Here is a 23322-nt window from a genome sequence, read left to right as displayed (position 1 = left end):
GACCCTGTGACTGTGAACTGAATTACCTAAACCAAGTCAGAACAAGCTCTGTAATGGTTGATGGAAGAACAGCGGAGGGTAGTAAGTTTATTATTATCTCCTGTTAATAGGTTTCTAGGTACTTAATTTTAGTGATTCCGAACTAAAATATGATACTTACTCAAACTCTTCTTGACGTTTGTAATGTTTTATACTTAATTTACAATTTTCTTAAGGCATAATCAATTATTTTTGTTGATAGTTTAAATTAGATAAACGAGTGCTAATTTCAGCGAGCGATCGCCGAACGTTTAGGATGTTATGAAGCGGAAAGAATTTATTACGATATCTTTTACAGCACTACTACTGAAAGCCTGCAACCTAAATCCAATAAACAATCCAATAAACAAAGTTATGAAGGATGAATTTTTCTCTTATGGGCTAGACAACAAAGCTTCTTTCCCTTGGATCAAGCTATCTGAAGATGAGAGAAAAAAATATTTATCACCATTAAAACTCTTTAAAGTTTTGCGATCGCATAAAGTAGGGAATTTAGTTAAAACAATCACAAAGATTGCTATTGATGAATCCCAAGAAATTATTGCTTGTTCATCAATAGATGGAAAGGTAAGTATTTGGCATCTTTTATCTGGTGAGCTTATCTCATCTTACTCTCATGAGAGTTATAGTCGTTCGGTTGTAATTGGAGAGCAGGGTAATGTAATTAGTGGAGGTTCAGACAAGAGAATAAAAATCTGGAATTATTTGTCTAATCAGCTTTCACAAACTTTAGAGACACCAAATAATGTCGGATGTTTGGCGATCAATCTTAAAGCTAATTACTTGGCTGCGGGGATAAATTACTCAGATAAAGTAATTATATGGAATTTGAAAACACTTAAACAAATTGCTGAAATTAGTGGCGAAAGATTCTGGGAATTTGAGCTATTAGAATTTAATGATACTGGAGAACGGTTATATGCACGATTTGGACTTGGAGAAAATCGAGTCTGGGAAATGCCTTCTACAAAGCTTATTAGAGCTTTCCCTGATAGTCATTATGGAGAATGGAGTTACTCCTCAATTGACGATAGACAAAGGGTTCTAGCTACTGCATCAGATCGTGAGAACGAAGTTTATCTATGGGATACTGTAAGTGGCAAAAGAATACAAGTAATTGAAGCAGCACCAGCATCGGATGGTGGGCCATTTGATCCCAACCTTCTTTTAAATCATAACGGTAGTATTCTCATCACTGCTGCACTAAACGGAAATATCAGAATCTCATCTACTGAAAGCAAAGAAATTTTGCAAGAATTTCCAGGTGAACACGAATCAGAGATCAGTTCATTAGCTATCAGTAATAAGTATTTGGTATCTGGAGATCATGATGGAAATCTTAAACTTTGGCAATTTACTGCCTAAGAGAGCATTTATAAAATTTTTGTTTGTATATCTAAGTATAGAGAAAACTAGACACACCCAAGAGCGATCGCTAAAGCTCAAACACCTTACCGCGACTATGAAGTGAAACCTGCTAACCCATTTCTGATTCTTCATCGGTCCAGGTGACTTATGCATGAAGTTGCTTGATGCCAAATACTACTTGTATAGATGTAGTAATATTCCAGGCGAGTTAGCAATTTGGTAGATGTTTTTATGGTTTGGTTTAGAACTACTTGCAGAATTTAACCCCTTGAAGGAGTGGGTTTCTTGCACTTGGGCTATAGGGAATGGGACATGGAGATGGGATTCGTACCGTAGGGCATAGGGAAATGTTAATCTTCTCTAGAAATATCGAGCTCTGCGTGGGTGAAATAATATCGTGTCCGGTTAAAGACTTATCATTAAGACGGCAGAGGTGAGGGCTTTTTGGGCTTTGTGCATAGATTCGGGATATAACTAATTAGCCGGACATAATATCAGTGATGGGATGATGTCAAAAAATCAAGAGTGCTTAACTTTGAAGGATGAGCTTATGGTAGTCTAAACTAAATCACTACTCCGAGGTTATGCTTATGCTGGTATAAAGTAAATCATTTTTTAACAAAAATATTTATTTAAATAAATATAATTTTAATGTAGATATGTTTTAAGATTGATGTGTTTGTGTTAAATATTCAGCAAATAATTGCAGCCAAGAAAGGGAGGTTATCCTCAACTCAATCAAGTTTGATAAAATAAGACTTATGCACTTTACAAATAAATCATTTTATGCATATACATCAAGATTTCAGCCTTTTACAAAGCATATTTTATTAGTTGCGTAGACAGCATTTACCGCAGGCATCGCCAAAATCTACCTAGAAGCCTTGAAAAGCATAGTTGCTATTGTGCCTTCCTTGTCAATGCTTAAGTCATAAAAAATTAATCAGTTTGTTGACATAAATAAATATCCTAGTTTGCTTGATTAAACCTTAAGATATTTACTAAATAATAGTTTCAGAAAAACTTATTAATTCACTTATTAACATAAATAATTGAAGCCCTGATTTAGAATAATATTAACTTGAAAAAGCAACAATTGTTATTGCTGTGAATGAATTAGGTAATTACTATTTTATCAAAAATAGCAGAAGATAGAATCAAGGGCGTAAAGATATAAAAAAATTAAAAGTTTTTTATCCAACATTTTGTTCGTTTTTGAGAAAGAGAAATTTTAATCTTATAAAAGGAGTAACACAATGAAAACAGTTGGGATGTATCGTCGAGCTTATCCGAGAGTATCAGAAACTTTTATCGGAGAACAAGCACATAATTTACAAACATACAAACCGTTATTTCTGACTTGTAAACTATTAGCAGATATTCCTTTTGACAATATTGCTATTAGTAATAATGACCAATGGAAGATTAAGCAATTATTTCATATAATTTCTGCTTCACCAAATATGTTTGGAAAAGAAGCTGAACTAAAAAATCTAAAATTAATTCACGGACATTTTGGGCCAGATGGTATTTATGCAATGCGATTGGCAGAGAAATTAAATATTCCTTTCCTCGTTACATTTTACGGTTTTGATATCACAGTTTCACGTCGATCTATGTGGCTGTCAGGTAATCCAGCATTCTATCAATTTCTTTTGCATGAACAAGAATTAAAACAAAAAGCATCTAAATTTATCGCTTTTTCTAGTTTTTTGTATAAAAAGATGATTGAATATGGTTATCCTGAAGATAAAATTATTAAACTAAATAGTGGTATAGATTTAGAGAAATTTGCCCCAGCCAGTGAATCAAAAGGTGAAAGATATATTTTATGTGTAGGCAGACATACTGAAAAAAAAGGAATTGATACCCTATTAAAAGCTTTTGCCCGGATTGCCAATAAGCATCCAGATGTGTCAGTTATTCAAATTGGAAGTGGCACAATGACTGAAAACTTTAAAAGTTTAGCAGAGGAGCTTGGTATTAGTAATAGAGTCAATTTTATGGGGGCAAAACCTTATGAAGTGATTCAAAAAACTATGAGAAATGCAGAAATATTTTCTCTACCCAGTCAAACAGCAAAAAACGGTGATAGCGAAGGTTTACCCCTTTCAATATTGGAAGCCGCCGCTTCTGGTTTACCAATAGCTTCTACCTGGCATAGCGCTATCCCTGATGCTATTTTAGATGGAGAAACTGGCTTTTTAGTTGATGAAAAAGACGATCGCTCTCTCGCGGAAAAATTAGATATTCTTTTGTCCGATCGGGCTTTAGCTAAAAGTATGGGTAAAAAAGGACGAGAGTTTATTTGCGAAAATTTTGATATTCGCAAGCAAACTGCCAAGCTAGAAGCTATTTATGATTTAGTAATCAGTTAACGACACTCAAGTAAGAGTATCTCAATTTAGAAAGCTGAACCTCAAGCATTTGTTAATGAGCAGAAGTTTTCTGATGACTTGTTTAGAGACAACTCCCCTTTTTTTAGCCATCCGTATGGTTATTTATTCGCGATCGCCAGCTCTCACAGATTATATTAGTAGCAAAGCTGACTACGATCGCAGAATAATTCCCCAAAAAATCAAGGTAGCAAGCAAAAAATTTATCTAAAGCTACTAAAGATATAAAATTTTCTCAGTATCTACCGGACAGCGCTGTTCCGGGTTAGGATGATGACTAGCAATGCTTTGATTTAGCTATCGATATTGATTTGTTGAAATTTTATGGACCATAGTCCACAAGATGGCAGTATCAACCTCCTCTGAGCTGTGGCGAGGAAGTCTCCCAGCGCGGGGGAGACTTAGGAGATATATATCATGCTCACAGAAGATATTCGTGATTTGTTGACTGATACTACCGATTTAAACCAGTTGAAATGGGATTTAAATCGCTTGCAACCTGTGGATGTGGGAGACTACATTACACAATTGCCCGAACAACAACGGGCGATCGCATTCCGTTTACTGAACAAAGCTCAGGCAATTGATGTATTTGAATATCTGCCGACAGAGGTGCAGGAAGAACTAATTAATTCTCTGCATGATGTCCAGGTAGTGCAACTTGTAGAAGCGATGAGTCCCGACGAACGGGCAGAATTGTTTGATGAACTACCGGCTGGGGTAATCAAACGGCTATTACAACAACTGAGTTCAGAAGAAAGGCAAGCAACAGCAACGATTCTCGGCTATCCAGAAGGCACGGCTGGGCGGGTGATGACAACCGAATATGTCCGCTTGCGGCAAGGATTGACTGTAGGTGAAGCTCTGAGTAAAATCCGCCGTCAGGATGAAGACAAGGAGACGATTTACTACGCTTACGTCACAGATGACAACCGGACGCTGGTGAGAGTAGTTTCTCTACGGCAATTGCTGTTTACTTTTCCCGATGTTTTCATTAAAGATATTGCTAGCGATCGCGTCATTAAAGTTAGAACCGAAACCCCTCAAGAAGAAGTAGCGCGAATTATGCAGCGCTACGACTTAATCGCGATCCCCGTGGTTGACCGAGAAGACCGATTGGTGGGCATTGTCACCATTGATGATGTCATGGATATTTTGGAAGAAGAAGCCACAGAAGATATCCAAAAACTGGCGGGTGTGAGTGGTGATGAAGCTGCTTTATCTTCTCCCTTACTCACCATTCGCAACCGCTTACCTTGGCTATTGGGGATCATGGCTCTGTATATTGGTGCAGCCAGTGCGATCGCCCCTTTTCAATCTGTAATTGCCGCAGTGCCAGTTCTAGCAGTGATCATGCCGATTTTTTCTAACACTGGTGGTACTGTCGGTATTCAATCATTAACGGTAACAATTCGTGGCTTGGGAGTGGGAGAAGTAACAGCCAAAGATACCTTAAAAATTCTTCGCAAGGAACTTCTAGCTGGTTTAGGTACAGCCTTAGCTTTAGCCACAACGATGTTCCTGCTTTCCTTAATTTGGGCGCAACCCCAAGAACGATGGGTGGCTTTAATTGCCGGAATGGTAATGGCAACTAATACAATTGTGGCTGTTACACTCGGTACTTTACTGCCAATGGGTTTGACACGGCTGAAGCTTGACCCTGCTTTGATCAGTGGCCCGTTAGTGACTACAATGCTAGATACAATTGGATTTTTAACATTCCTCAGCCTAATTTCTCTAGCTTTAAATGTTTTTCATTTACCAACTTGAAGGAAATGGGGCATTGGGGATGGGGCATTGGGCATTGAACATGAAGAAGAGACAAGGGAGATAAGGAAGAGGGGGGAGACAAGAGAGAGACTTGTTCAATAATTCCCCCTTGTCCCCCTTGTCTCCCTTGTCTCCCTGCTCCCCCTGCCCCCCTGCTCCCCCAGTCCCCAATCCCCAGTCCCCAAATATGCCTACTACCACTTGGAATCGTCATCACGTTCTTTCCCTAGCTGACTTCACGGCGGCCGAATACGATACAGTTTTGCAAACTGCTGCCAGTTTTCAAGAAGTGCTATCACGACGGACGAAGAAAGTACCAACCTTGCAGGGACAGGTGGTGGCGAATTTATTTTTTGAATCGTCTACCCGGACTCGCAGCAGTTTTGAACTCGCAGCCAAACGTTTAAGTGCGGATACGCTGAACTTCGCCGCCGCCACATCTTCTATGACCAAGGGAGAAACAATTCTCGACACGGCAAAAACCTATTTGGCGATGGGAACTGATATTATGGTAGTCCGCCATCGAGAGGCAGGAGTACCAAATGCGATCGCGGCTGAAATGGATCGTCTCGGTGTCCGAGTTAGCGTCCTCAATGCTGGTGATGGTCAACATGAGCATCCTTCTCAAGCACTGCTAGATTTATTTACCATAACTACTCTAATTGACCCAGACCGCCCTCGACTGGAACTTTTGAAGGGGAAAAAGATTGCCATTGTTGGGGATATTCTCCATTCTCGTGTGGCGCGATCGAATATTTGGAGTTTAATTGCTAGTGGTGCCGAAGTGCATCTGGCAGCACCGCCGACTCTCTTACCTAAATTTTTTGCCGAGTTTATCTCGGAGGAAGTAGAAGACAGAAATTATTCCCCCAATCCCCAACTATTTCTACATTGGCAGCTAGAACCAGCTTTGCAGAATGCAGATTTTGTCATGACTTTACGTCTGCAAAAGGAACGGATGACGGCTCATTTGCTGCCAAGTTTGCGAGAATATCACCAACTGTTTGGCATTACAAGCACAAAACTGCAACTTTGTAAATCAAACGTCAAAGTTTTGCATCCAGGCCCAGTTAATCGTGGTGTTGAAATTAGTTCTGAATTGATGGATGACCCAGAATTTAGTCTCATTCAATCACAAGTTACCAGCGGTGTTGCTGTTCGGATGGCACTGTTGTATTTATTAGGCAGCGGCAAGTCCTAATAACAGGATAAACTCAAGTTTTTTGGTTATCATTCTTAGATTTGTTTAATTTCTATAGTTGGGCATATTGACAAAATTTGCTCGTTTTTAACTTGTTACCAATGCTATACGCCTAAGTTATGACTTAAAATCCTTGAATTTTAATTCTATTGGACTACCTCACAGAAAAATACATAATCTTATAGAAATCATGTATTCCTCCGCTCGTATGAGGACAAAATTCTCTAATCTTGGCACACTGGTATCGTAGAAGATCGGGATTTAATGACTTCTAGAAGTGTCCGAGGTAAATTATGAAACGAATTTTTTTGACGGCAGCAGCCTTACTCAGCACGCTATCTTTAGCTGCTCCCATTCCCGTCAAAGCAGAAAATTCCGCCCCTGTCCGCCGCTTGTTAGAAACTAGAGAATGTTCAGGATGCAATCTAGTAGGAGCTAACCTCAAAGGCGCTCATCTAATCGGTGTTGACTTGAGAAATGCAAATTTAAAAGGAGCTAATCTCGAAGGTGCTAACTTAGAAGGTGCAGATTTAACCGGCGCTAATTTAAAGTCTGCTAATCTCACAGAAGCATTCGTCAGCGATACCATCTTAAATAATGCCAATCTTACCAACGTGAATTTGAGTAATTCCCGTTTATATAATAGTGACGTAGATGGCGCTGTTTTAGCTGGTATCGATTTAAGCGGTGCTGATGTATTTAATACTGCCATTAGCATTGGTGGTGAATACTAATGGTAAGTGATGATTTCCAAGTTAAGAGTTAAGAGTTAAACTCTTAACTCTGCACTAACTAATTTTTATTCGCCAGTAATCGATAGTTCATTAACCCAGATTTTCGGGCAAACTCCACCTGGCGTTAACTCTGGCTCTTTTTCTACATAAATAATTGACTTCAAGAGTTCCAAGAAATCGCCAGCAACAGTTGCTGACTCAATACTCGTTTTTACTCCCTTGTTAACTAGCCAACCATCAAACGGCAAAGAAAAGGAACCTTGCAAGGATTTAACTCCAGCATGGAGAGCTTGTAAATCATCAATAAAAATCACATTTTCAGCAGTTTCTAAGCTCAACTCTTGCTCAGGAGTTGCTGTTGAAAATACGTGATAAAAATTGGGACTAACGCTGACTTTTGCACCAATACTAGCATTACCCGTTGGTTGGGCATTTAACCTTTTAGCGGTGCCAGCACTATGGAGAAATCCTGTTAAAATGCCATTTTCAATCAACGAAATTTGACGAGTAGGTGTTCCTTCGCCATCAAAAGTTTCGGCACCTACGTTAGCTGGGTGCAGTGCATCATCATAAACTGAAAGTAGAGGAGAAGCAATTTCCTTACCTAAATCATCAGGAGTAGATAGACTTTGATTGTCTAAAATACTTTGGGCATTGAATAAGTTAGAAAAAGCGCCCAACAGACTTAAGAAAGCTTCCGCTGAAAAAACAACTCGATATTTACCAGTTTTGATTTTTTCATAATTCAAGTGACTGATAGTTTTATCGGCAGTTTCTTTAATGCAACCATTAATATCTAGTTTATCTAAACTTTGGTTGATTCTAAAAGCGCCTGCACTGCGCGGTTTTTTGCCATCTTCCTCAGTTTTGCTATAAAGATAAACTGATGCCAAAGAGTGAGATTCAGTTCTTACTGCACCGTCGCTATTGAGATAAAATCTGTCAATATCTCTTTGAGACAAACCATTATAAGGTACACCTTTAATTGCTGGATGAGCTGCTAGTAATTCTTTTTCAGCTACCAACAATTTTTCTATAAGTTCAGCAACAGGTGCTTGAGGTGCTTTATGCGGGGGTTTACTTGGAATCGGAACAGTAGCCTCTGGACTAAAATCAGGAACGTTCTCTTTAACACCAAAGAAACTGGCTTCGTAGGCAGTTTTCAAAGCTAATTCCAGTCCCTTGGGGTCTACATCTGTGGTGCTGGTCACACCCATTGTATTATCTTCATTCCAAACACGAACAGTAACACCAGAGCGGTTTGAAGCTTTGACCTGTTTTGGCTCACCTTGGTCTACTTGCACGCTAGTGTCATCTACTGTTGAGCCATAAATGTCAAATTTTTTAATGCCAAGTTTATCAGCATTATCCTTAGCAGAATTTGCAATCTCATTGATATTCGGCATAGTCAATTTTGGATTTTTGATTTTAGATTTTGGATTGGAAACGATTCCATTTTTGATATTAAAGTTTGGATTTTGGATGTTATGACTTATATTTTTAGACAAATAACTCGTAATGCCAACTGCTTTGTTCTAGCCTGAAACATCTGCTCATTCACAATCCAAAATCCAAAATATAAAATCTAAAATTCTTATCGTCCCCCTACAGTAATAGAATCAACCTTGATGTGGGGTTGTCCTACCGTGGTGTAAATACTGCCACTGACCGAGCCACAAAAGCCTGGTGCAATTTCCAAATCTTGAGAACACATGGAAATTTTATTCATAATTTCCTTAGCTTCACCGATGAGAATTGCTCCTTTGAGTGGTTTGGTGATTTTGCCATTTTCAATTAAATAAGCTTCATCAACACTAAAGTTAAATTGACCTGTAGCACCAACGCTACCACCACCCATCTTTTTACAGTAAATACCTTTATCAACAGAGGCAAATAATTCATCAATGCTATATTCGCCAGAATCAATATAAGTATTACGCATCCGGCTAGCAGCGGCATAGGTATAATTTTGGCGGCGTCCACTTCCAGTTCTGGGGTGTCCGGTGCGTGAGGAACCTGTTCTATCTGCTAAAAAGTTTTTCAGAACGCCTTTTTCAATTAAGAGGGTTCTTTGAGCCGGCATACCTTCGTCATCCATGTCAATTGTCCCGAAGGCATTTTCAGAGCGCCCTTCATCCCAGGCTGTCAAACTTTCGTGGGCAATTTTTTCGCCTTTTTTGTCAGCAAAGGGAGAGGTATTGCGTTCTATTTGAGTGGTTTCTAGTAGGTGTCCGCAAGCTTCGTGGAAGATGACGCCGCCAAAGTGATTGGCCATAATGATGGGATAAGTACCCGATTCCACGTAATCTGCGTAGAGCATTTTTCCAGCCGATTCTGCTATTTTCTCGGCGGCTTGTTGAGAATCCCAAGTTCTCAAGAAGTTGGCATCACTAGTATTACCCGCGCGATCGCCAATTGAGGTACGATTAGCACCATCAGCACACAACAGGTTAAATCCTACTGACTGGGTAAGGCGAATATCACGGGCAAAAGTCCCGTCACTAGCGGCGATTAAAACTTCTTGCCAATCCCGGAAATAGGTAGCACGGCGCGATTGGACGTGGCTAGCTTTTTGCTTCAGGTGGGCTGTACCATCTAGGAGGATTTCTCCCATTTCTCGGATGGAGCTACACATCGGTAGCCATGCATCTTTACCTCTTTTGGTAGCGTAATCTCTAAGTAATTCTAGGTTGATTTCGGGGATGAAAGCTTTAGCAGTGGGTAGTTGTAATCCCAAGATAGAAAGACCTTTTTCTAAGGCTGCTTTCAAACCGGAAAACGAAAGGTCATTAGTGCTAACGTAGCAGTCAGCTTTGCCACGAAATACTCTGACTCCCGCGCCTGTAGACAGACTGGGTGAAATACTCGTGATAGCGTCATCTTCTGCAAGAGAACTAATATAGTTGCGACGCTCTAAAAATAATTCGATGAAGTCAGCACCAGCGGCGCGTCCTAGTCCCAGAAGGGTAGCCAGGGGGGCTTCCCAGGTTTCATCGAAACGCTCTGGTGTGGAAGAATATTGGAGAGTGGGAAGTTGATTCGAGAGAAGTAGCGTACTTGTAAGCATGGGTAGCCTCGTCTGCTGGTGTAGTTCAGAGATTTGACTGAAAAATCCTGGTGTGTTCAGTCTAACAAATGAGCAAAAGCCACAGTTGCAAGAAAAACGTGTGGATTTCCCTCCCCTTTAACAACGCCTTGGCAAATCCGCTCACAGACTAGAAATTTGGAGCTATTTGACGAAGAATTCAGAAGTCAAAATACAAAAGCGGAGCAAGGAAAGCTCCGCTTTTGTATCAGCGTAGGATAAAATACAGTTCTATTTATATATTTACTGGCACTTTTCTCAACTAAAGAATCCAGACTTTTCTTCTCAGGTTTATTTACGGTTTGCCACTCTTAGTGGAATTTTAACTGTTTCTTGCTGTTTGAAAGTCTGACCTAAATTAGAAGTTGGCTGTGTTGATGCTAGGTTCTTAAACAAGAGTTTTAGTGTTCGAGTAATAGTTTTAAGAATTTTCATTTTGCTAGCAGTCGGCTTTTCATCGTATCTCAAAACCATTGGAATTTCTACGATTTTTGGTTTGAGGGCTTTGGCTTTCAGCAGTAAATCTATCATGCAAGCAAATCCACTTTCAGTGAATAGATTGTCCCCATAATACATATCCAGTTTATTGAGGAAAGTACGGTTATACAGTCTGTAACCACAAGTGTAGTCTTTTACGCCTGGTACACGGGCGGCGATTCTGAAAAGCCAGCTGGCTCCGTAACTCATCAACTCTCTAAATTTTGATAAGCCTATGACTTTAGAACCTTTGCGATATCTAGATGCGATCGCAATATCATAGCTACCAGCTATCATAGTGTCATACATTTTTATTAATAGCTCTGGTGGTTGAGTATTATCACAATCCATCGCCGCTAAGAAATCACCTTCTTTAGAAATTTCCAAAAAAGTCGTAAAACCTGTTTTAATTGCTTGACCTAAACCAGCATTTTTGGGATGTTGGACTAATTTTAGTAATATACCTAGTGATTGAGATTCATCTATTGCAGTCTGAGCAGTTTGATCGCTACTGCCATCATCGACAAGAATCAGTTCTATCTCTATATTAAAGATTTGCTGCAATGTTTGAAACTTTTTGAACAAGGGTCGAATTGATTCTTGTTCGTTATATGCGGGTAAAAGAACAAAAAGACTCATAAAAACCTCGTGTGATTTTTCAATTCAAATGTGATTACTCAAATTTCAATAATTCAGTAATGGTGATTTTTTGAGAAATTCATCGACTTGTCGAACTACTGCGTTGTTATTGACGCTATCATTGACCAGCTGTGAGGTATTGACAACGAAAAAATCATCGTTTTCAGTACTCACTTTGGGAACAAGGCTGGAATAATTTAAAACTTGTAGTGGCTGTACTTTAATCGCTCGATTAATATGTGCCGCTACAATGTCATCTGCTTTGAGTTCGGGGAACATTAAACGTATACCTTGGAAAAATATTGGACGTAATTCGTCATCTGGTTGTTTTAACAACGGGTCGGTGGAAAGGATATATTTTGGTAGGAATGTCATGTGATACCCTGCTGTTTCTTGTAAAGAAACTAAGTTACTCATACCGATAACTCCAGTAAAAGGAATATTTTTATCGGCAATGTTCACTACGTAATAAGGAATTAGAGGTTTACGAGTAATGAGTACCATGCAGATTACACCCAGGTATTCTACTGTTTCAGTAGTGTCTGCAACTTTCACCAGTTCCCTCGCAGCAACCTGTTGCAAGATATTAACTGGCCCAGTAAAGATGACTTTATCAAAATGCTCTTTTTTACCCTGATATTCTACCCACATTCCACCTCCGGGATGAGGTGCGATATATTCAACCGCAACACCTTTGTGGATATGACCTCCAGCCGCATAAATTAATTTTTCTATATGGTCAAAAACAGTTTTATAACCGCCGGAGACATAACCAAGTTGTTCTTTATTTAATGAAGAATCGCGCGCTGAAAATAGTCGTTTGATATAAGCCCAAATAAAAACTGCTGAGATTCGCTTATAGTTTTCTCCTAATTTGGATAAAAGCAAAGGTTTCCAGAGTTTTTCGTATGTGTTTTTACCACCAAGTTTCAATAGCCAATCTTCAACTAAAATCTTCTCTAAGCGCCGCCAGTTATTCAGGCGCGAACCATATAGAAGAGTAAAAGCTAATCTGATTTTACCTATAAGTCCAAATAGAGGAAAACGCAGAAATTCTATAGTGTTACTAATAGAATAAAACTTTTTATTGTCATAAAAGCCTGTTAAACTTCTATGCCAACGCAGTTTATCTCCAAGACCAATATCTCTGATAAAATTTATTAAGTGAGTATCAGAAGGTAGGATGACGTGATAAAAGCGATCCCAAGTAAATAATCCGTAATCATGATAGGTAGTAAGTCCACCAAGCTGCTTATTACTATCAAAGACAGTGACTTTATGTCCTTGATGTGAAAGACGTTGAGCTAATACTAGCCCAGTGATACCTCCGCCAACGATACCTATATTCATAAATTAAATTTAGATTTTGTGAAAATGTTTTAGAAGATGATGTTCGGAAACTGTTAATATTAATAATTTGAATCATAAAAGATTAATGTACAACTAGAATTACGCCAGTTATAATAACGGAAATCCCTAACCATTGACTAAAAACAACCTCTTCTTTTAAGAGATAGTGAGAAGCAATGGGTACAAATGCATACATTAATCCTAAAACTGGAAAGGCTTGACTTAAAGGAATTGTCCGCAATACATAAAGCCACAATATAGTCATAAATGTATAGCAGATAAACCAAATTAAAAAATAACGAGATAATAAAAGATTTTTGATAGAGCTGCTTTCTCCTTTATTAGAGTTAGAGATGTAAAGTCCATACTTGAGTGAGAGTTGAGCAGTTGTTCCAAACAAAACAACAAGCATTAAATTTAGCCAAGTAAAAATACTCATTTTTAATTGTTCAAGTAATTATCTAAATTTGAGTTTTTTTATGGGGTTAACTACTAAAAGAACACCCAAGAAGATAGTAATGACTCCTACTATTCGAGTTAGCGTAATCACCTCATTAAAAAAGTAATATGAGCCGAAAAGTATCCCAACATAATTTAAACTCGTCAGTGGATAGGCAATACTTAATTTTACAGAGCGCAGAGCCAATATCCAATTTACTATTCCTAAACAGTAGACAGTAATAGCTAATGATAATTTTTGAATAAAATCCCAAGTAAATACTCCCTCATTTGTATAAATCATGGCATTTTTCATGAGCAATTGTCCAGAAATACTAAGTAAAATACTTACAAATAAAATAATATAAGGGGTTATTTTAAAGTTTGAATTTTGAGACATCGATTTCATAGTACTTTGCCTTCATCAAGATGGTAGGTATGAACCAAATAGTAAATAAAAAACCAGTCTTTTTAAATGTTTCATATCTCGGCAACACTTCTCTACAATTCGATTTCCACTTCAGTAAATAGACAACAAATTAGGAAAGCTATGTTGAAGTGACTGATATTAAAACGATCCTTGAAGCTTATGCCCTATTAAAAACTAAATATTATGTAGTATTCCAGGATAGTTGCTCTATCATGGCAGCGTTCGATATGATTGGTAGTAAAGCACGCTTAATTGTTTGACTGGATTATACTCCCAACCAAACCAGTTTATTGCTTGACAATTGGCACAATCAATTTAGAGTTTGCCTAACTGTAAATTACAGATATTTTCTGTGCTACCCAGGTTTGCTCTAACACTATTAGATTAGCGCGATCGCGATAATCTAATAGTGGATACAGACATAGAGAAATCTGAGAAGTTTGTCACAACTTCTCCATACATACACATTTGCAGTGTGCGTAGGTGTAGCCAGCACTTCGGCTGCGCTCAGTGACCATCGTAGACATCGTTGATGTTGAACTTTGATTCCACCCACATATTCAACAGATGCACCTAAATCAAAATGGATTACCATAATTTTTGATTAATCCATTCATTAACTTTCTATCAGTTGTATCCTGCTGTAGAAATCTTTTGAAGATACTATTGATATTCTCAAGCTATAAAACCTAGCTGGATTGAGAAATATTCTCTATTTGCTCCAAAAAAGTGGATTAATGTACTGACATATCATAAAACTTCTCCCGGCTCACAGACATATCTGTAATCTCGGCTGGCAATTAAGCCGATTTATAAAAGTAATGGTTTTTACTCAAATCGAGTATGTATACGTGCTCTTTTTGGGCATGGGAACACAGGAAGTAATATAAGTCTGACTGGTTGCGTAAATTAATAGAGAGATAAATCAATCTACACTACAGTAATACGCTTTACAGATTTATGGGGAATTTTACTGGATGTCCAAACGGAGCTTTTTTACAAAACAACTAATGCAAACTAGAGTTGGCTAATTAACTTGAAATTAAGATTGCTTGCATTGAATTTGAGATATTTCTACATCATCTAGTATTATTTTTGCTTGACTTTTCCGCGTAATTTTTTAAATAGGCTTTTTCCTCCAAATTTATTGTTACATGTAATTACTTACTAGAATACCATGAGAAAGGTATGTTGCAAATTTATCGCGATACTTTATCAAAAATTTATTTACTGACAAATACAATTAAACAAAAACTTCATAAAATAAAAATCTTCCACTATTCTTAATTTTTGCCAGGTAAATTTGTACATTTATGAAGTAATTTATGGTACTAAACTTGTATAAGTAAAGAGTTAGTATTAGACTCGATAATGCAAAGCTAAGAGTTAACTCAAGGAAAATTGAAACTCGAACAAGACTACTGGCGTTGACATTGTTACATAAGTTACATTAAATTACAAGCTGAATTTTTAGATGATAATCGAGAGTTTGAATTATTTTTTATCTACTCAGAAAATATTCATCTAAATTTACATATTTCAGATAGAGTTAGTAGTCTGCCAATTTTCCTTCGCTGGGTAGAGGTTTTTTTATTATTTGGACTGATTATCCTCATCAAGGTCTGATGGTAATCATGATTAACAATCCAAACTGAATCTGCCAAGATATTAATGCTTGAGTAAAATCAAGCTAATCGCTGCAAAGTAGGCAATTTCATTGGTACCCTTTTTGAACAAGCAGGTAGTAGCTCAAACAGGACATAGTGGTATAAAGAAAAACAACGCTAAGTTCTCTTGGTTGGATAGAGGTTTCTCTAGGTTGTTTTCCTATTGTTTGGACTCATTATTTTGCAAAAGTCTGTTGGTAATGACGAAGACAATGATTAATAATCCAAACTGAATCTGCCAAGGTGCTAATATTAAACTTAAGATCAAGCTAATCGCTGCGAATACACCTGCAAGATATGCTATTTCATCAGTACTGTTTTTGAACAAGTAGCCTGTAGCTAAAGCAGTACATAGTGGTATCAAGAAAAACAAAAGCATTTTCCTCACCTCTGAACTAAAGGTTGTAGTGTTTTTAGAACAAATTTTTTGGAAGTGTGGTTAATCTTACATCCAATCAGGTTTTGGCTACAACAGTCGAGCGAAATAAATATTATAGAAAATCAAGATTATGCAAGGTTGGATTTTATGCCAATTGGAATAATTATTGCAATAGATGAAGCGCCAAAAGCTTGACAACTATTTTTTATGTGTTTGAGTGTGTGCGTAGCAAGATTTAAAATGTGGTACGAGATGCTACGTGAAATTGCGTGGTGTTTAGTAACAGACAATTCCTGTGGGTGATGCTATTTTTGTCCTTCTCCTGACTCAGCCAAGCTAAATTGAAAGGGTTATAAAACTTGCGTATGGGTTTTGTTTATTTCGCCAATTACACTCTTGCGAACAATCATCTAGTAAATTAGCTTAAAACTTTGGACTTGCGCCAGGATAAGGATCTAGCATATTACCTTTAGAAGTAGCATTTTCATTTTAGACACCTAATGCTGAACATTCCTCAAATACTGGCAACTGAAATCAACCTCAAATCCCATCAGGTGCAAAACGCGCTGGAACTTTTGGCGGAGGGTGCAACAATTCCCTTTATTGCACGTTACCGCAAAGAACGCACCGATGAGATGAATGAAGTGCAACTACGCGAACTGGCCGATCGCTATACTTATTTAACAGAACTGGAAGAACGAAAATCGGTTATTTTAAGTGCGATCGCCCAACAAGGTAAACTTACAGATGAACTCAAAGCCAAAATCTCATCCTGCTTACAAAAAACCGAACTTGAGGATTTATATCTACCCTATCGCCCAAAGCGCCGCACCCGCGCCACTATCGCCAGAGAAAAAGGACTCGAACCACTAGCAGAGTTCATCAAGTCGCTAAATATCAAAAATGCTGCAATTGCATCCTTAGAATCAGAAGCGGCTAAGTATATTTCACAAACGCAGGGAGTAAAAACAGCAGAAGAAGCACTCAAAGGTGCTGCTGATATTTTGGCGGAAGAAGTAGCTGAAAAAGCTGAGTTACGCGCATATATCCGCGATTATCTTTTAGAGGAAGGGGTATTTGTCTCCCGCATCAAAGACGATTATCTTGAAGGTACAACCAAATTTGAGATGTACCGTAACTATCAAATTAAGGTAAAAAATATTGCACCACACAATATGCTGGCGTTGTGTCGGGGTGAAACTGAAAAAATATTAAGCTTTGAAATTGCTTTCGATGAGGATGCGGTACTTTACTATCTTGAGTCGAAAGAAATTAAAACCAAAGTCCGGACAATTCGAGATTTTTATCAGGCGATGCTGAAGGATGCATTCAATCGTTTGATGAAAGTCTCTCTTATGGGAGAGGTTATTGCTGAGAAAAAAGTTTATGCAGACATAGAATCAATTAAGACATTTGAAACTAATCTGCGGGAGTTGCTGCTGTCTGCACCAGCAGGGATGAAACCAACCCTGGCGATAGACCCCGGATTTAGAACTGGGTGTAAGGTTGCTGTCCTCGACCAAACGGGAAAATTTTTGGAGTACCAAGCGGTTTTTCCCCACCAAGCGGCTGAACAACGCGCTAAAGCAGCACAAACTGTCAAAAATTTAATTGAAAAATACAAGATTGAATTAATCGCCATCGGTAACGGTACAGCGTCCCGCGAGACAGAGGAATTTGTCACGCAAGTATTGCAAAATATAGAACGCAAACCAGTGAAGGTGATGGTGAATGAATCTGGTGCATCTATATATTCTGCAAGTACTGTAGCGCTAGAAGAGTTTCCCGATTTAGATGTTACCGTGCGCGGTGCAATTAGTATCGGCCGGCGTTTGCAAGACCCCTTAGCAGAACTAGTGAAAATCGATCCCAAATCCATTGGTGTGGGACAATATCAACACGATGTCGATCAGAAGTTGTTGAAAAAGAAATTGGATGACACTGTAGAAAGCTGCGTTAACTACGTCGGCGTAGACTTGAATACCGCTTCCAAAGAACTTCTAACATCCGTCTCTGGAATTACGGCAACAGTAGCCAATAATATTGTCGCCTATCGCAACCAGCATGGAGCCTTTAAAAATCGCCGACAACTTTTGAAAGTTCCGAAGTTAGGGCCAAAAGCTTTTGAACAAGCAGCGGGTTTTCTGCGGATTCGCGGCGGTGATAACCCTTTGGATAATACAGCAGTGCATCCAGAGAGTTATTCTGTAGTAGAAGCGATCGCATCCGATCTAAATGTGCCATTAAATCAAGTAACACAAATTGCCGAAAAACTCAAAAAGACCAACCTGAAGAAATACGTTACCGATAGCGTCGGCGAACCCACACTGCGCGACATTCTCAACGAACTCGAAAAACCAGGTAGAGATCCTCGTGCTGAGTTTAAGTATGCCACCTTCAAAGAAGGGATTAACGAAATCAGGGACTTGAAGGTGGGAATGGAACTAGAGGGAATCGTGACCAACGTCGCCAATTTCGGTGCTTTTGTCGATATCGGCGTACATCAAGATGGCTTGGTGCATATATCCCAACTTGCTGATAGATTTGTAGACGATCCCAACAAAATTGTCAAAGTTGGACAAGTAGTGAAAGTGCAGGTATTAGAAATCAACGAGAAACTCAAGCGGATTAGTTTGTCGATGAAAGCAGTTAAACAATAATTAGAAACAGCAGATGGCAGTTTATCAAGTTCGATTTATCAATCCTACACTTGGATTAGATCGCACCATTCCAGTACCAGACGATCAATATATTCTAGATATGGCGGAAGAAGCTGGTATCCGCTTACCATCTGGGTGTAAACAAGGCGAATGTTCTGCGTGTATTGCTAAACTTATTAGTGGTGAAATCGATCAAAGCGAGCAACAATTTCTGCGTCCAAGTGAAATACAGGCTGGTTATGTTGTTACTTGTGTAACTTACCCTTTGTCTGATTGCACTTTAGAAACCCATCAAGAACAAGTCTTATATAAATCAGCCCTTTACTATAAGCCTGAGTTGGGAAAACCTGAGTGATTTTTGCCTTGTGACATTAAATTAATCTTAAATTTCTAGGGTGTGTTAAGTTTGTTTAACGCACCCTTCAAAACATTGCGATATGTTAGACATCTTCAGAAATTAATATGTGTTATCCACAATCCTTATAGAGAGGTAGTACTGCTATGTCTTTACTCCTATGTCTAATAGACCTCTTGCAAAATTTACTTTTGCAAGAGGCGGTAAAAGGGGAAAGGTTAAAGGGGAAAGGTTTTTTTATTCCTTTTCCCTTTCCCCCAAACCCAATTCCCTACAAATGCCAAGAAGTCTAATGTATAGGCGTACAGATGCGCCCATAAAATGTATTTAAAACCGCTATATTTTTCTCAACGATAGGCCTAATGGTAGAAAGAAATTCTATCTTGCAAGGGAGGTGAAACCCTAGCAAATAGTCAAAGATGATATAAGAAGTCGCAAAAAAATCTCTAGTTATTAGGTAAAAACAATGTTGACTCCATTTTTAACCGCGCTAGCTACGGCTTTGAGCCTGTTGATTGTTGATATCGTTGTTCCAGGCGTTAATATTGCTAATTTCCCCGCAGCTTTGATTGCTGCTGTAGTAATTGGTCTAATTAACGGTTCGGTTAAACCAGTTTTGTCTGCTCTTTCTTTACCACTTAACTTTCTCTCATTTGGAGCATTTTCGCTCGTTGTCAACGGTTTATGTTTTTGGTTAGCAGCAGTGCTAGTTCCTGGATTCGCAGTTCGCGGAATTATTGGTTTCCTGCTTGGTCCAGTAATTTTAACTTTTGCTAACACCTTTATTAACAACTACTTTGTTGAAAGAAACCTTTTAACCAGCAGTGGTGATGTAAAGAATCAAGCTGAATTACCTTCTTCTAGATAAGTTTAGAACGAATAGAAACGCCAGTTAAATCACGTTTCTCACCTACATAAAATTTCCGAAGGTGGATTTCCTAATTCGGCATCTCAAATGTAATTAAACAAAATCACACAGTTGTAACATCATGAAATTAGTTCGTTTCCTTTTAGGTTTGTTAGTTCCCCCTTTAGGTGTTTTCTTGACAGTTGGAGTTGGCCCGACACTGATTATTAATATTTTGCTCACAGTTTTAGGTTGGCTTCCCGGTAGTATTCATGCAATTTGGGTTATAGCCAAGCATGACGAACAACTTAATCGAGAAGGGCGTATTTACTAATACGCAATATTAAAGCCCTCATTCCCAACCCCTTCTCCCAAATTGGGAGAAGGAGAGGTAATTTCAAAGTTTTTCAAGTCCCTCTCCCAAGCTCGGGAGAGGGATTTTAAGTGAGGGATTTTAATTTGTCAACAAAAGTAGGGTAAGAATTTCTTACCCTACTTTTAGAAGTCAATTAAACGTTAAAACAGTTTATTTATGAATAGTCTCGCGTTCTTTAGCAGCAGGTTCCTTATCTTTGAATAAATCAGCCGCCGTTAAAAGTAACTCTCTCAAAGTTTGTTTGATTTGGCGCTCTTTTCTGGCTAGAGATGTACCAGCTTCACCTAGTTTATCTTCTAGTTGCGATCGCTTCTGTTCTACCTGTACAGCCATCGATTCTGCTTGGGGACGAGCTTTATCATACCAGTGTTTCGCCTCGTCTAGATAATCTTGAACTTCCATATTCCGCCCACCATAGCGTGCAGCCATATTAGCTCGGACAATGGCTAGCTGCGCTTGCAGTTGCGCGTAACGTTTCTTTAACAACCCGACTTCTTCACTATCTTTAATCGCATTGATAGCAGAATCAATTGCAGTTTTGGTACTTGCAGGTTTTTCCTTACCCGTCTCTTCAATTTCTGCCAGAATTACATCAACCTCTTGTTGGAGTTGTTCTTCTTCACCATCCAATTGAGCCTGTAGCCGCTTAATATCTGTTTGAGTTTTAGCAATGTCTTCGTGTCTTTTGCTATTAATTCCTTCCAGCGCTCCTTCAATGGAAGCTGTCACTTCATCTTTGAGTTCGCTGCCTTTTTCTTGGAAGTTTTCAATTACAGCAGAAACAGCATCTTTCACAATGCTACGAACTTCAGTAGAACCTTGTTTAAACTCAGAAGCTACTTGAGAAACTGCGGATTTTACTATTTCTCGAATCCGCTCAGTTCTTAATTGTCCAGTTTCTTTTGCTTGTTGCAGGTCGGCTTGAATTTGTTGTTTGATATTGTTAGGCATTTTCAACTCGTAGTATTTAACTAATTGGGATAATATTTTCTAGAAATGTTCCTACATCCATATTATGGCGTAACCCAAACTAGCTTGGTACTTCCTTTAGATATAAAATTGCAATCCTAAAGAGGTGATGTGTAAGATATTGCCTATTTGTGAGATGATGAGTATTTAGTGGTAGTAATTGGAAGTAGAATATGTGGCAAGTAAATATTACTTGTTCGGATGATGCCTGGAAAATTTATGGTACTGAATTAAAAGCGATCGCAGCGAAATATCAAGGTGAATTGATTGGTTCCAAAAAAATGCCAAATGGTACGCGCATCATGTCTTATAAAATTGAGGATGTTAGCGATGCTGAAGCTTTTCAAGAAGATTGTGCAAATTTTGCTGGATTTACAACTGACTTTGAATCCCTCTAGTATTGGTTTTGATACTTCTGCCTACAACTAATATGTTCGCTGGAGAAATTAATTGAAGAAAATACTTACATTGATATTAGTAACATTTTTGTTATTAATCAGTACTTTTACTCTGCCTGTTAAAGCAGCAGACACAGTTAACGGCGAACAAATATTTAGCGTTCATTGTGCTGGTTGTCATATCAATGGTAGCAACATCATCAGGCGTGGTAAAAATCTCAAAAAGCCAGCCCTAAAAAAGTATGGTATGGATTCAATAGAGGCAGTTACATCTATAGTTACCAATGGTAAAAATAATATGTCAGCCTACAAAGATCGTCTCAACGAACAGCAAATTCAAGACGTTGCTGCTTACGTTATCGAACAAGCGGAAAAAGGCTGGCGTTAGAAAGTAGAGACGCGATTAATCGCGTCTGTACAAAAGTTAGGAGTTAAGAGTTAAGATTTAAGAGTTATTGATTATCGCTGTTATAAATGGTTCTTAAGAAGGCATAAAAGCTAAGAATGTTGTAATAAGATGCTTCCAAACTCACTAATTCTTCATTCCTCTCACTCCTAACTCCTAACTCCTCACTTATCACTCCTCCTAAACTTGAAAATGAACTTACCCACAGCTAGTCGTCTCCAATTTACTCCCGATTTGAATATCTGCCGGATATTAAATGGGATGTGGCAAGTCTCCGGCGCACACGGACAGATAAATCCCCAAGCCGCTATTGAGACTATGTTCAAATATGTAGATGCAGGCTTTACTACTTGGGATTTAGCAGATCATTATGGCCCTGCGGAAGACTTTATTGGTGAGTTTCGTTGCCAACTAATTGATACTCGTGGGAAAGACGCTTTATCTCAGGTACAAGCTTTTACAAAATGGGTTCCTCGTCCTGGGAAAATGACCAAGAAACTCGTCGAGGAAAATATTGATATCTCCCTAAGAAGGATGAATGTGCAATCGTTAGATTTGATGCAATTTCATTGGTGGGAATATCAGGATAAAAATTACCTGGATGCCCTCAAATACATGGCAGAGCTTCAGGCTGAGGGTAAAATTAAGCATTTAGGTTTAACTAATTTTGACACAGAAAACTTAAAGATTATTACTGAAGCGGGTATCAAAATTGTTTCTAACCAAGTGCAATTTTCCCTAGTTGACCGCCGTCCTGAAGTTAAGATGGTGCAGTTTTGTCAACAGCATGATATAAAGCTATTTACTTACGGTACACTGTGCGGCGGTTTGTTATCAGAAAACTATTTGGGGAAACCAGAACCGCGAGGATTTGATTTGTCCACTGCTAGTTTGAAAAAATATAAAAATACGATCGATGCTTGGGGTGGTTGGCAATTATTTCAAGAGTTGCTGGCTATCTTAAAGGAAATTGCTAATAAGCATAGGGTAAGCATTTCTAACATCGCAGTGCGTTACATTTTAGATCGGCCAACAGTAGGCGGTGTGATAGTTGGTGCCAGACTTGGTGTATCTGAACATATAGAAGATAACGCCAAAGTATTTAGTTTTAATTTAGATGAAGACGATCGCGATCGCATTAATGCAGTATCTCGTCAATCACGCGATTTGTATCAGCTAATCGGCGATTGCGGCGACGAATATCGGCGATAAAACTTTTGAACAGTTCAACAAAAAATTTAATAATCCTAGTTCCGTTTCCTGTTTACCTGGAAACATATAATCTTTTGCTTTATAAGGGGAGTTGGGGGGGAATGTCAAAATTTAATATGCTATACG

General features: G+C 38.5%; 21 protein-coding genes. 13 read left to right on the top strand and 8 right to left on the bottom strand.

Going from position 1 to position 23322, the window contains the following annotated elements; all coding sequences use genetic code 11:
- Nucleotides 1-300 precede the first annotated feature (300 nt).
- The 6 genes from NSTC731_RS08845 to NSTC731_RS08820 all read left to right on the top strand — a co-directional run bounded on the left by NSTC731_RS08845 (nt 301) and on the right by NSTC731_RS08820 (nt 7508).
- On the top strand, nt 301-1404 hold the full coding sequence (locus tag NSTC731_RS08845; protein WP_445630476.1) for a WD40 repeat domain-containing protein: 1104 nt from the start codon (nt 301-303) through the stop codon (nt 1402-1404).
- Between the two features lie 1259 nt (nt 1405-2663).
- Nucleotides 2664-3785, top strand: a complete 1122-nt coding sequence (locus tag NSTC731_RS08840; protein ID WP_445630475.1) for a glycosyltransferase — start codon at nt 2664-2666, stop codon at nt 3783-3785.
- Nucleotides 3786-3840: 55 nt separating this feature from the next.
- Nucleotides 3841-4014 carry a hypothetical protein gene (locus NSTC731_RS08835; protein WP_445630474.1) on the top strand — a complete coding sequence of 58 codons (174 nt, stop codon included), beginning with the start codon at nt 3841-3843 and terminating at the stop codon, nt 4012-4014.
- A 206-nt stretch (nt 4015-4220) separates the two neighbouring features.
- Nucleotides 4221-5573, top strand: coding sequence for a magnesium transporter (mgtE, locus tag NSTC731_RS08830; protein WP_445630473.1), 1353 nt, complete (start codon nt 4221-4223; stop codon nt 5571-5573).
- Between the two features lie 187 nt (nt 5574-5760).
- Nucleotides 5761-6774 (top strand): aspartate carbamoyltransferase catalytic subunit, encoded by a 1014-nt coding sequence (locus NSTC731_RS08825; RefSeq protein ID WP_445630472.1) that lies wholly within the window; start codon nt 5761-5763, stop codon nt 6772-6774.
- 293 nt (nt 6775-7067) lie between these two features.
- The gene (locus tag NSTC731_RS08820) at nt 7068-7508 is read left to right on the top strand and encodes a pentapeptide repeat-containing protein (RefSeq protein ID WP_322695469.1); all 441 of its coding nucleotides are present in this window, start codon (nt 7068-7070) and stop codon (nt 7506-7508) included.
- Nucleotides 7509-7573: 65 nt separating this feature from the next.
- Here the strand turns inward: NSTC731_RS08820 and NSTC731_RS08815 are convergent, their stop codons facing one another.
- From NSTC731_RS08815 to NSTC731_RS08785, 7 genes are all read right to left on the bottom strand, one after another.
- The gene (locus NSTC731_RS08815) at nt 7574-8914 is read right to left on the bottom strand and encodes a TldD/PmbA family protein (RefSeq protein WP_445630471.1); all 1341 of its coding nucleotides are present in this window, start codon (nt 8912-8914) and stop codon (nt 7574-7576) included.
- Between the two features lie 188 nt (nt 8915-9102).
- Entirely contained in the window at nt 9103-10575 is a 1473-nt protein-coding gene (locus NSTC731_RS08810; RefSeq protein WP_445630470.1) for a TldD/PmbA family protein, read from the bottom strand.
- 309 nt (nt 10576-10884) lie between these two features.
- On the bottom strand, nt 10885-11709 hold the full coding sequence (locus tag NSTC731_RS08805; RefSeq protein ID WP_445630469.1) for a glycosyltransferase family 2 protein: 825 nt from the start codon (nt 11707-11709) through the stop codon (nt 10885-10887).
- A gap of 45 nt (nt 11710-11754) precedes the next feature.
- Nucleotides 11755-13059, bottom strand: coding sequence for an NAD(P)/FAD-dependent oxidoreductase (locus tag NSTC731_RS08800; RefSeq protein WP_445630468.1), 1305 nt, complete (start codon nt 13057-13059; stop codon nt 11755-11757).
- An 82-nt stretch (nt 13060-13141) separates the two neighbouring features.
- Nucleotides 13142-13498, bottom strand: a complete 357-nt coding sequence (locus NSTC731_RS08795; RefSeq protein ID WP_445630467.1) for an EamA family transporter — start codon at nt 13496-13498, stop codon at nt 13142-13144.
- A gap of 18 nt (nt 13499-13516) precedes the next feature.
- Entirely contained in the window at nt 13517-13897 is a 381-nt protein-coding gene (locus NSTC731_RS08790) for an EamA family transporter (protein WP_445630466.1), read from the bottom strand.
- Nucleotides 13898-15754: 1857 nt separating this feature from the next.
- A complete protein-coding gene (locus tag NSTC731_RS08785) occupies nt 15755-15973 on the bottom strand; it encodes a hypothetical protein (RefSeq protein ID WP_445630465.1) in 219 nt (72 codons plus the stop codon).
- Nucleotides 15974-16473: 500 nt separating this feature from the next.
- On the opposite strand from NSTC731_RS08785, the gene NSTC731_RS08780 reads away from it, so the two are divergent.
- The 4 genes from NSTC731_RS08780 (at nt 16474) to NSTC731_RS08765 (ending at nt 20169) form a co-directional block, all read left to right on the top strand.
- Entirely contained in the window at nt 16474-18633 is a 2160-nt protein-coding gene (locus NSTC731_RS08780; RefSeq protein WP_445630464.1) for a Tex family protein, read from the top strand.
- 13 nt (nt 18634-18646) lie between these two features.
- Nucleotides 18647-18988: a 2Fe-2S iron-sulfur cluster-binding protein gene (locus NSTC731_RS08775; RefSeq protein ID WP_445630463.1), complete on the top strand. Its 342-nt coding sequence runs from the start codon at nt 18647-18649 to the stop codon at nt 18986-18988.
- A 466-nt stretch (nt 18989-19454) separates the two neighbouring features.
- A complete protein-coding gene (locus NSTC731_RS08770) occupies nt 19455-19856 on the top strand; it encodes a phage holin family protein (RefSeq protein WP_445630462.1) in 402 nt (133 codons plus the stop codon).
- 121 nt (nt 19857-19977) lie between these two features.
- The gene (locus NSTC731_RS08765; RefSeq protein WP_445630461.1) at nt 19978-20169 is read left to right on the top strand and encodes a YqaE/Pmp3 family membrane protein; all 192 of its coding nucleotides are present in this window, start codon (nt 19978-19980) and stop codon (nt 20167-20169) included.
- A 192-nt stretch (nt 20170-20361) separates the two neighbouring features.
- On the opposite strand, the gene NSTC731_RS08760 is transcribed toward NSTC731_RS08765, so the two are convergent.
- Nucleotides 20362-21162: a histidine kinase gene (locus NSTC731_RS08760; RefSeq protein ID WP_445630460.1), complete on the bottom strand. Its 801-nt coding sequence runs from the start codon at nt 21160-21162 to the stop codon at nt 20362-20364.
- A 191-nt stretch (nt 21163-21353) separates the two neighbouring features.
- Between NSTC731_RS08760 and NSTC731_RS08755 the strand changes: the two genes are divergently transcribed.
- The 3 genes from NSTC731_RS08755 to NSTC731_RS08745 all read left to right on the top strand — a co-directional run bounded on the left by NSTC731_RS08755 (nt 21354) and on the right by NSTC731_RS08745 (nt 23196).
- A complete protein-coding gene (locus NSTC731_RS08755) occupies nt 21354-21578 on the top strand; it encodes a hypothetical protein (RefSeq protein ID WP_445630459.1) in 225 nt (74 codons plus the stop codon).
- Between the two features lie 52 nt (nt 21579-21630).
- Entirely contained in the window at nt 21631-21966 is a 336-nt protein-coding gene (petJ, locus tag NSTC731_RS08750; protein ID WP_445630458.1) for a cytochrome c6 PetJ, read from the top strand.
- A 210-nt stretch (nt 21967-22176) separates the two neighbouring features.
- A complete protein-coding gene (locus NSTC731_RS08745; protein ID WP_445630457.1) occupies nt 22177-23196 on the top strand; it encodes an aldo/keto reductase in 1020 nt (339 codons plus the stop codon).
- The last annotated feature ends 126 nt before the right edge of the window (nt 23197-23322 follow it).

The sequence above is a fragment of the Nostoc sp. DSM 114167 genome (assembly GCF_052692655.1).
Note: the sequence above shows the minus strand (reverse complement) of the source record. Positions and strands in the feature narration are given on the sequence as shown.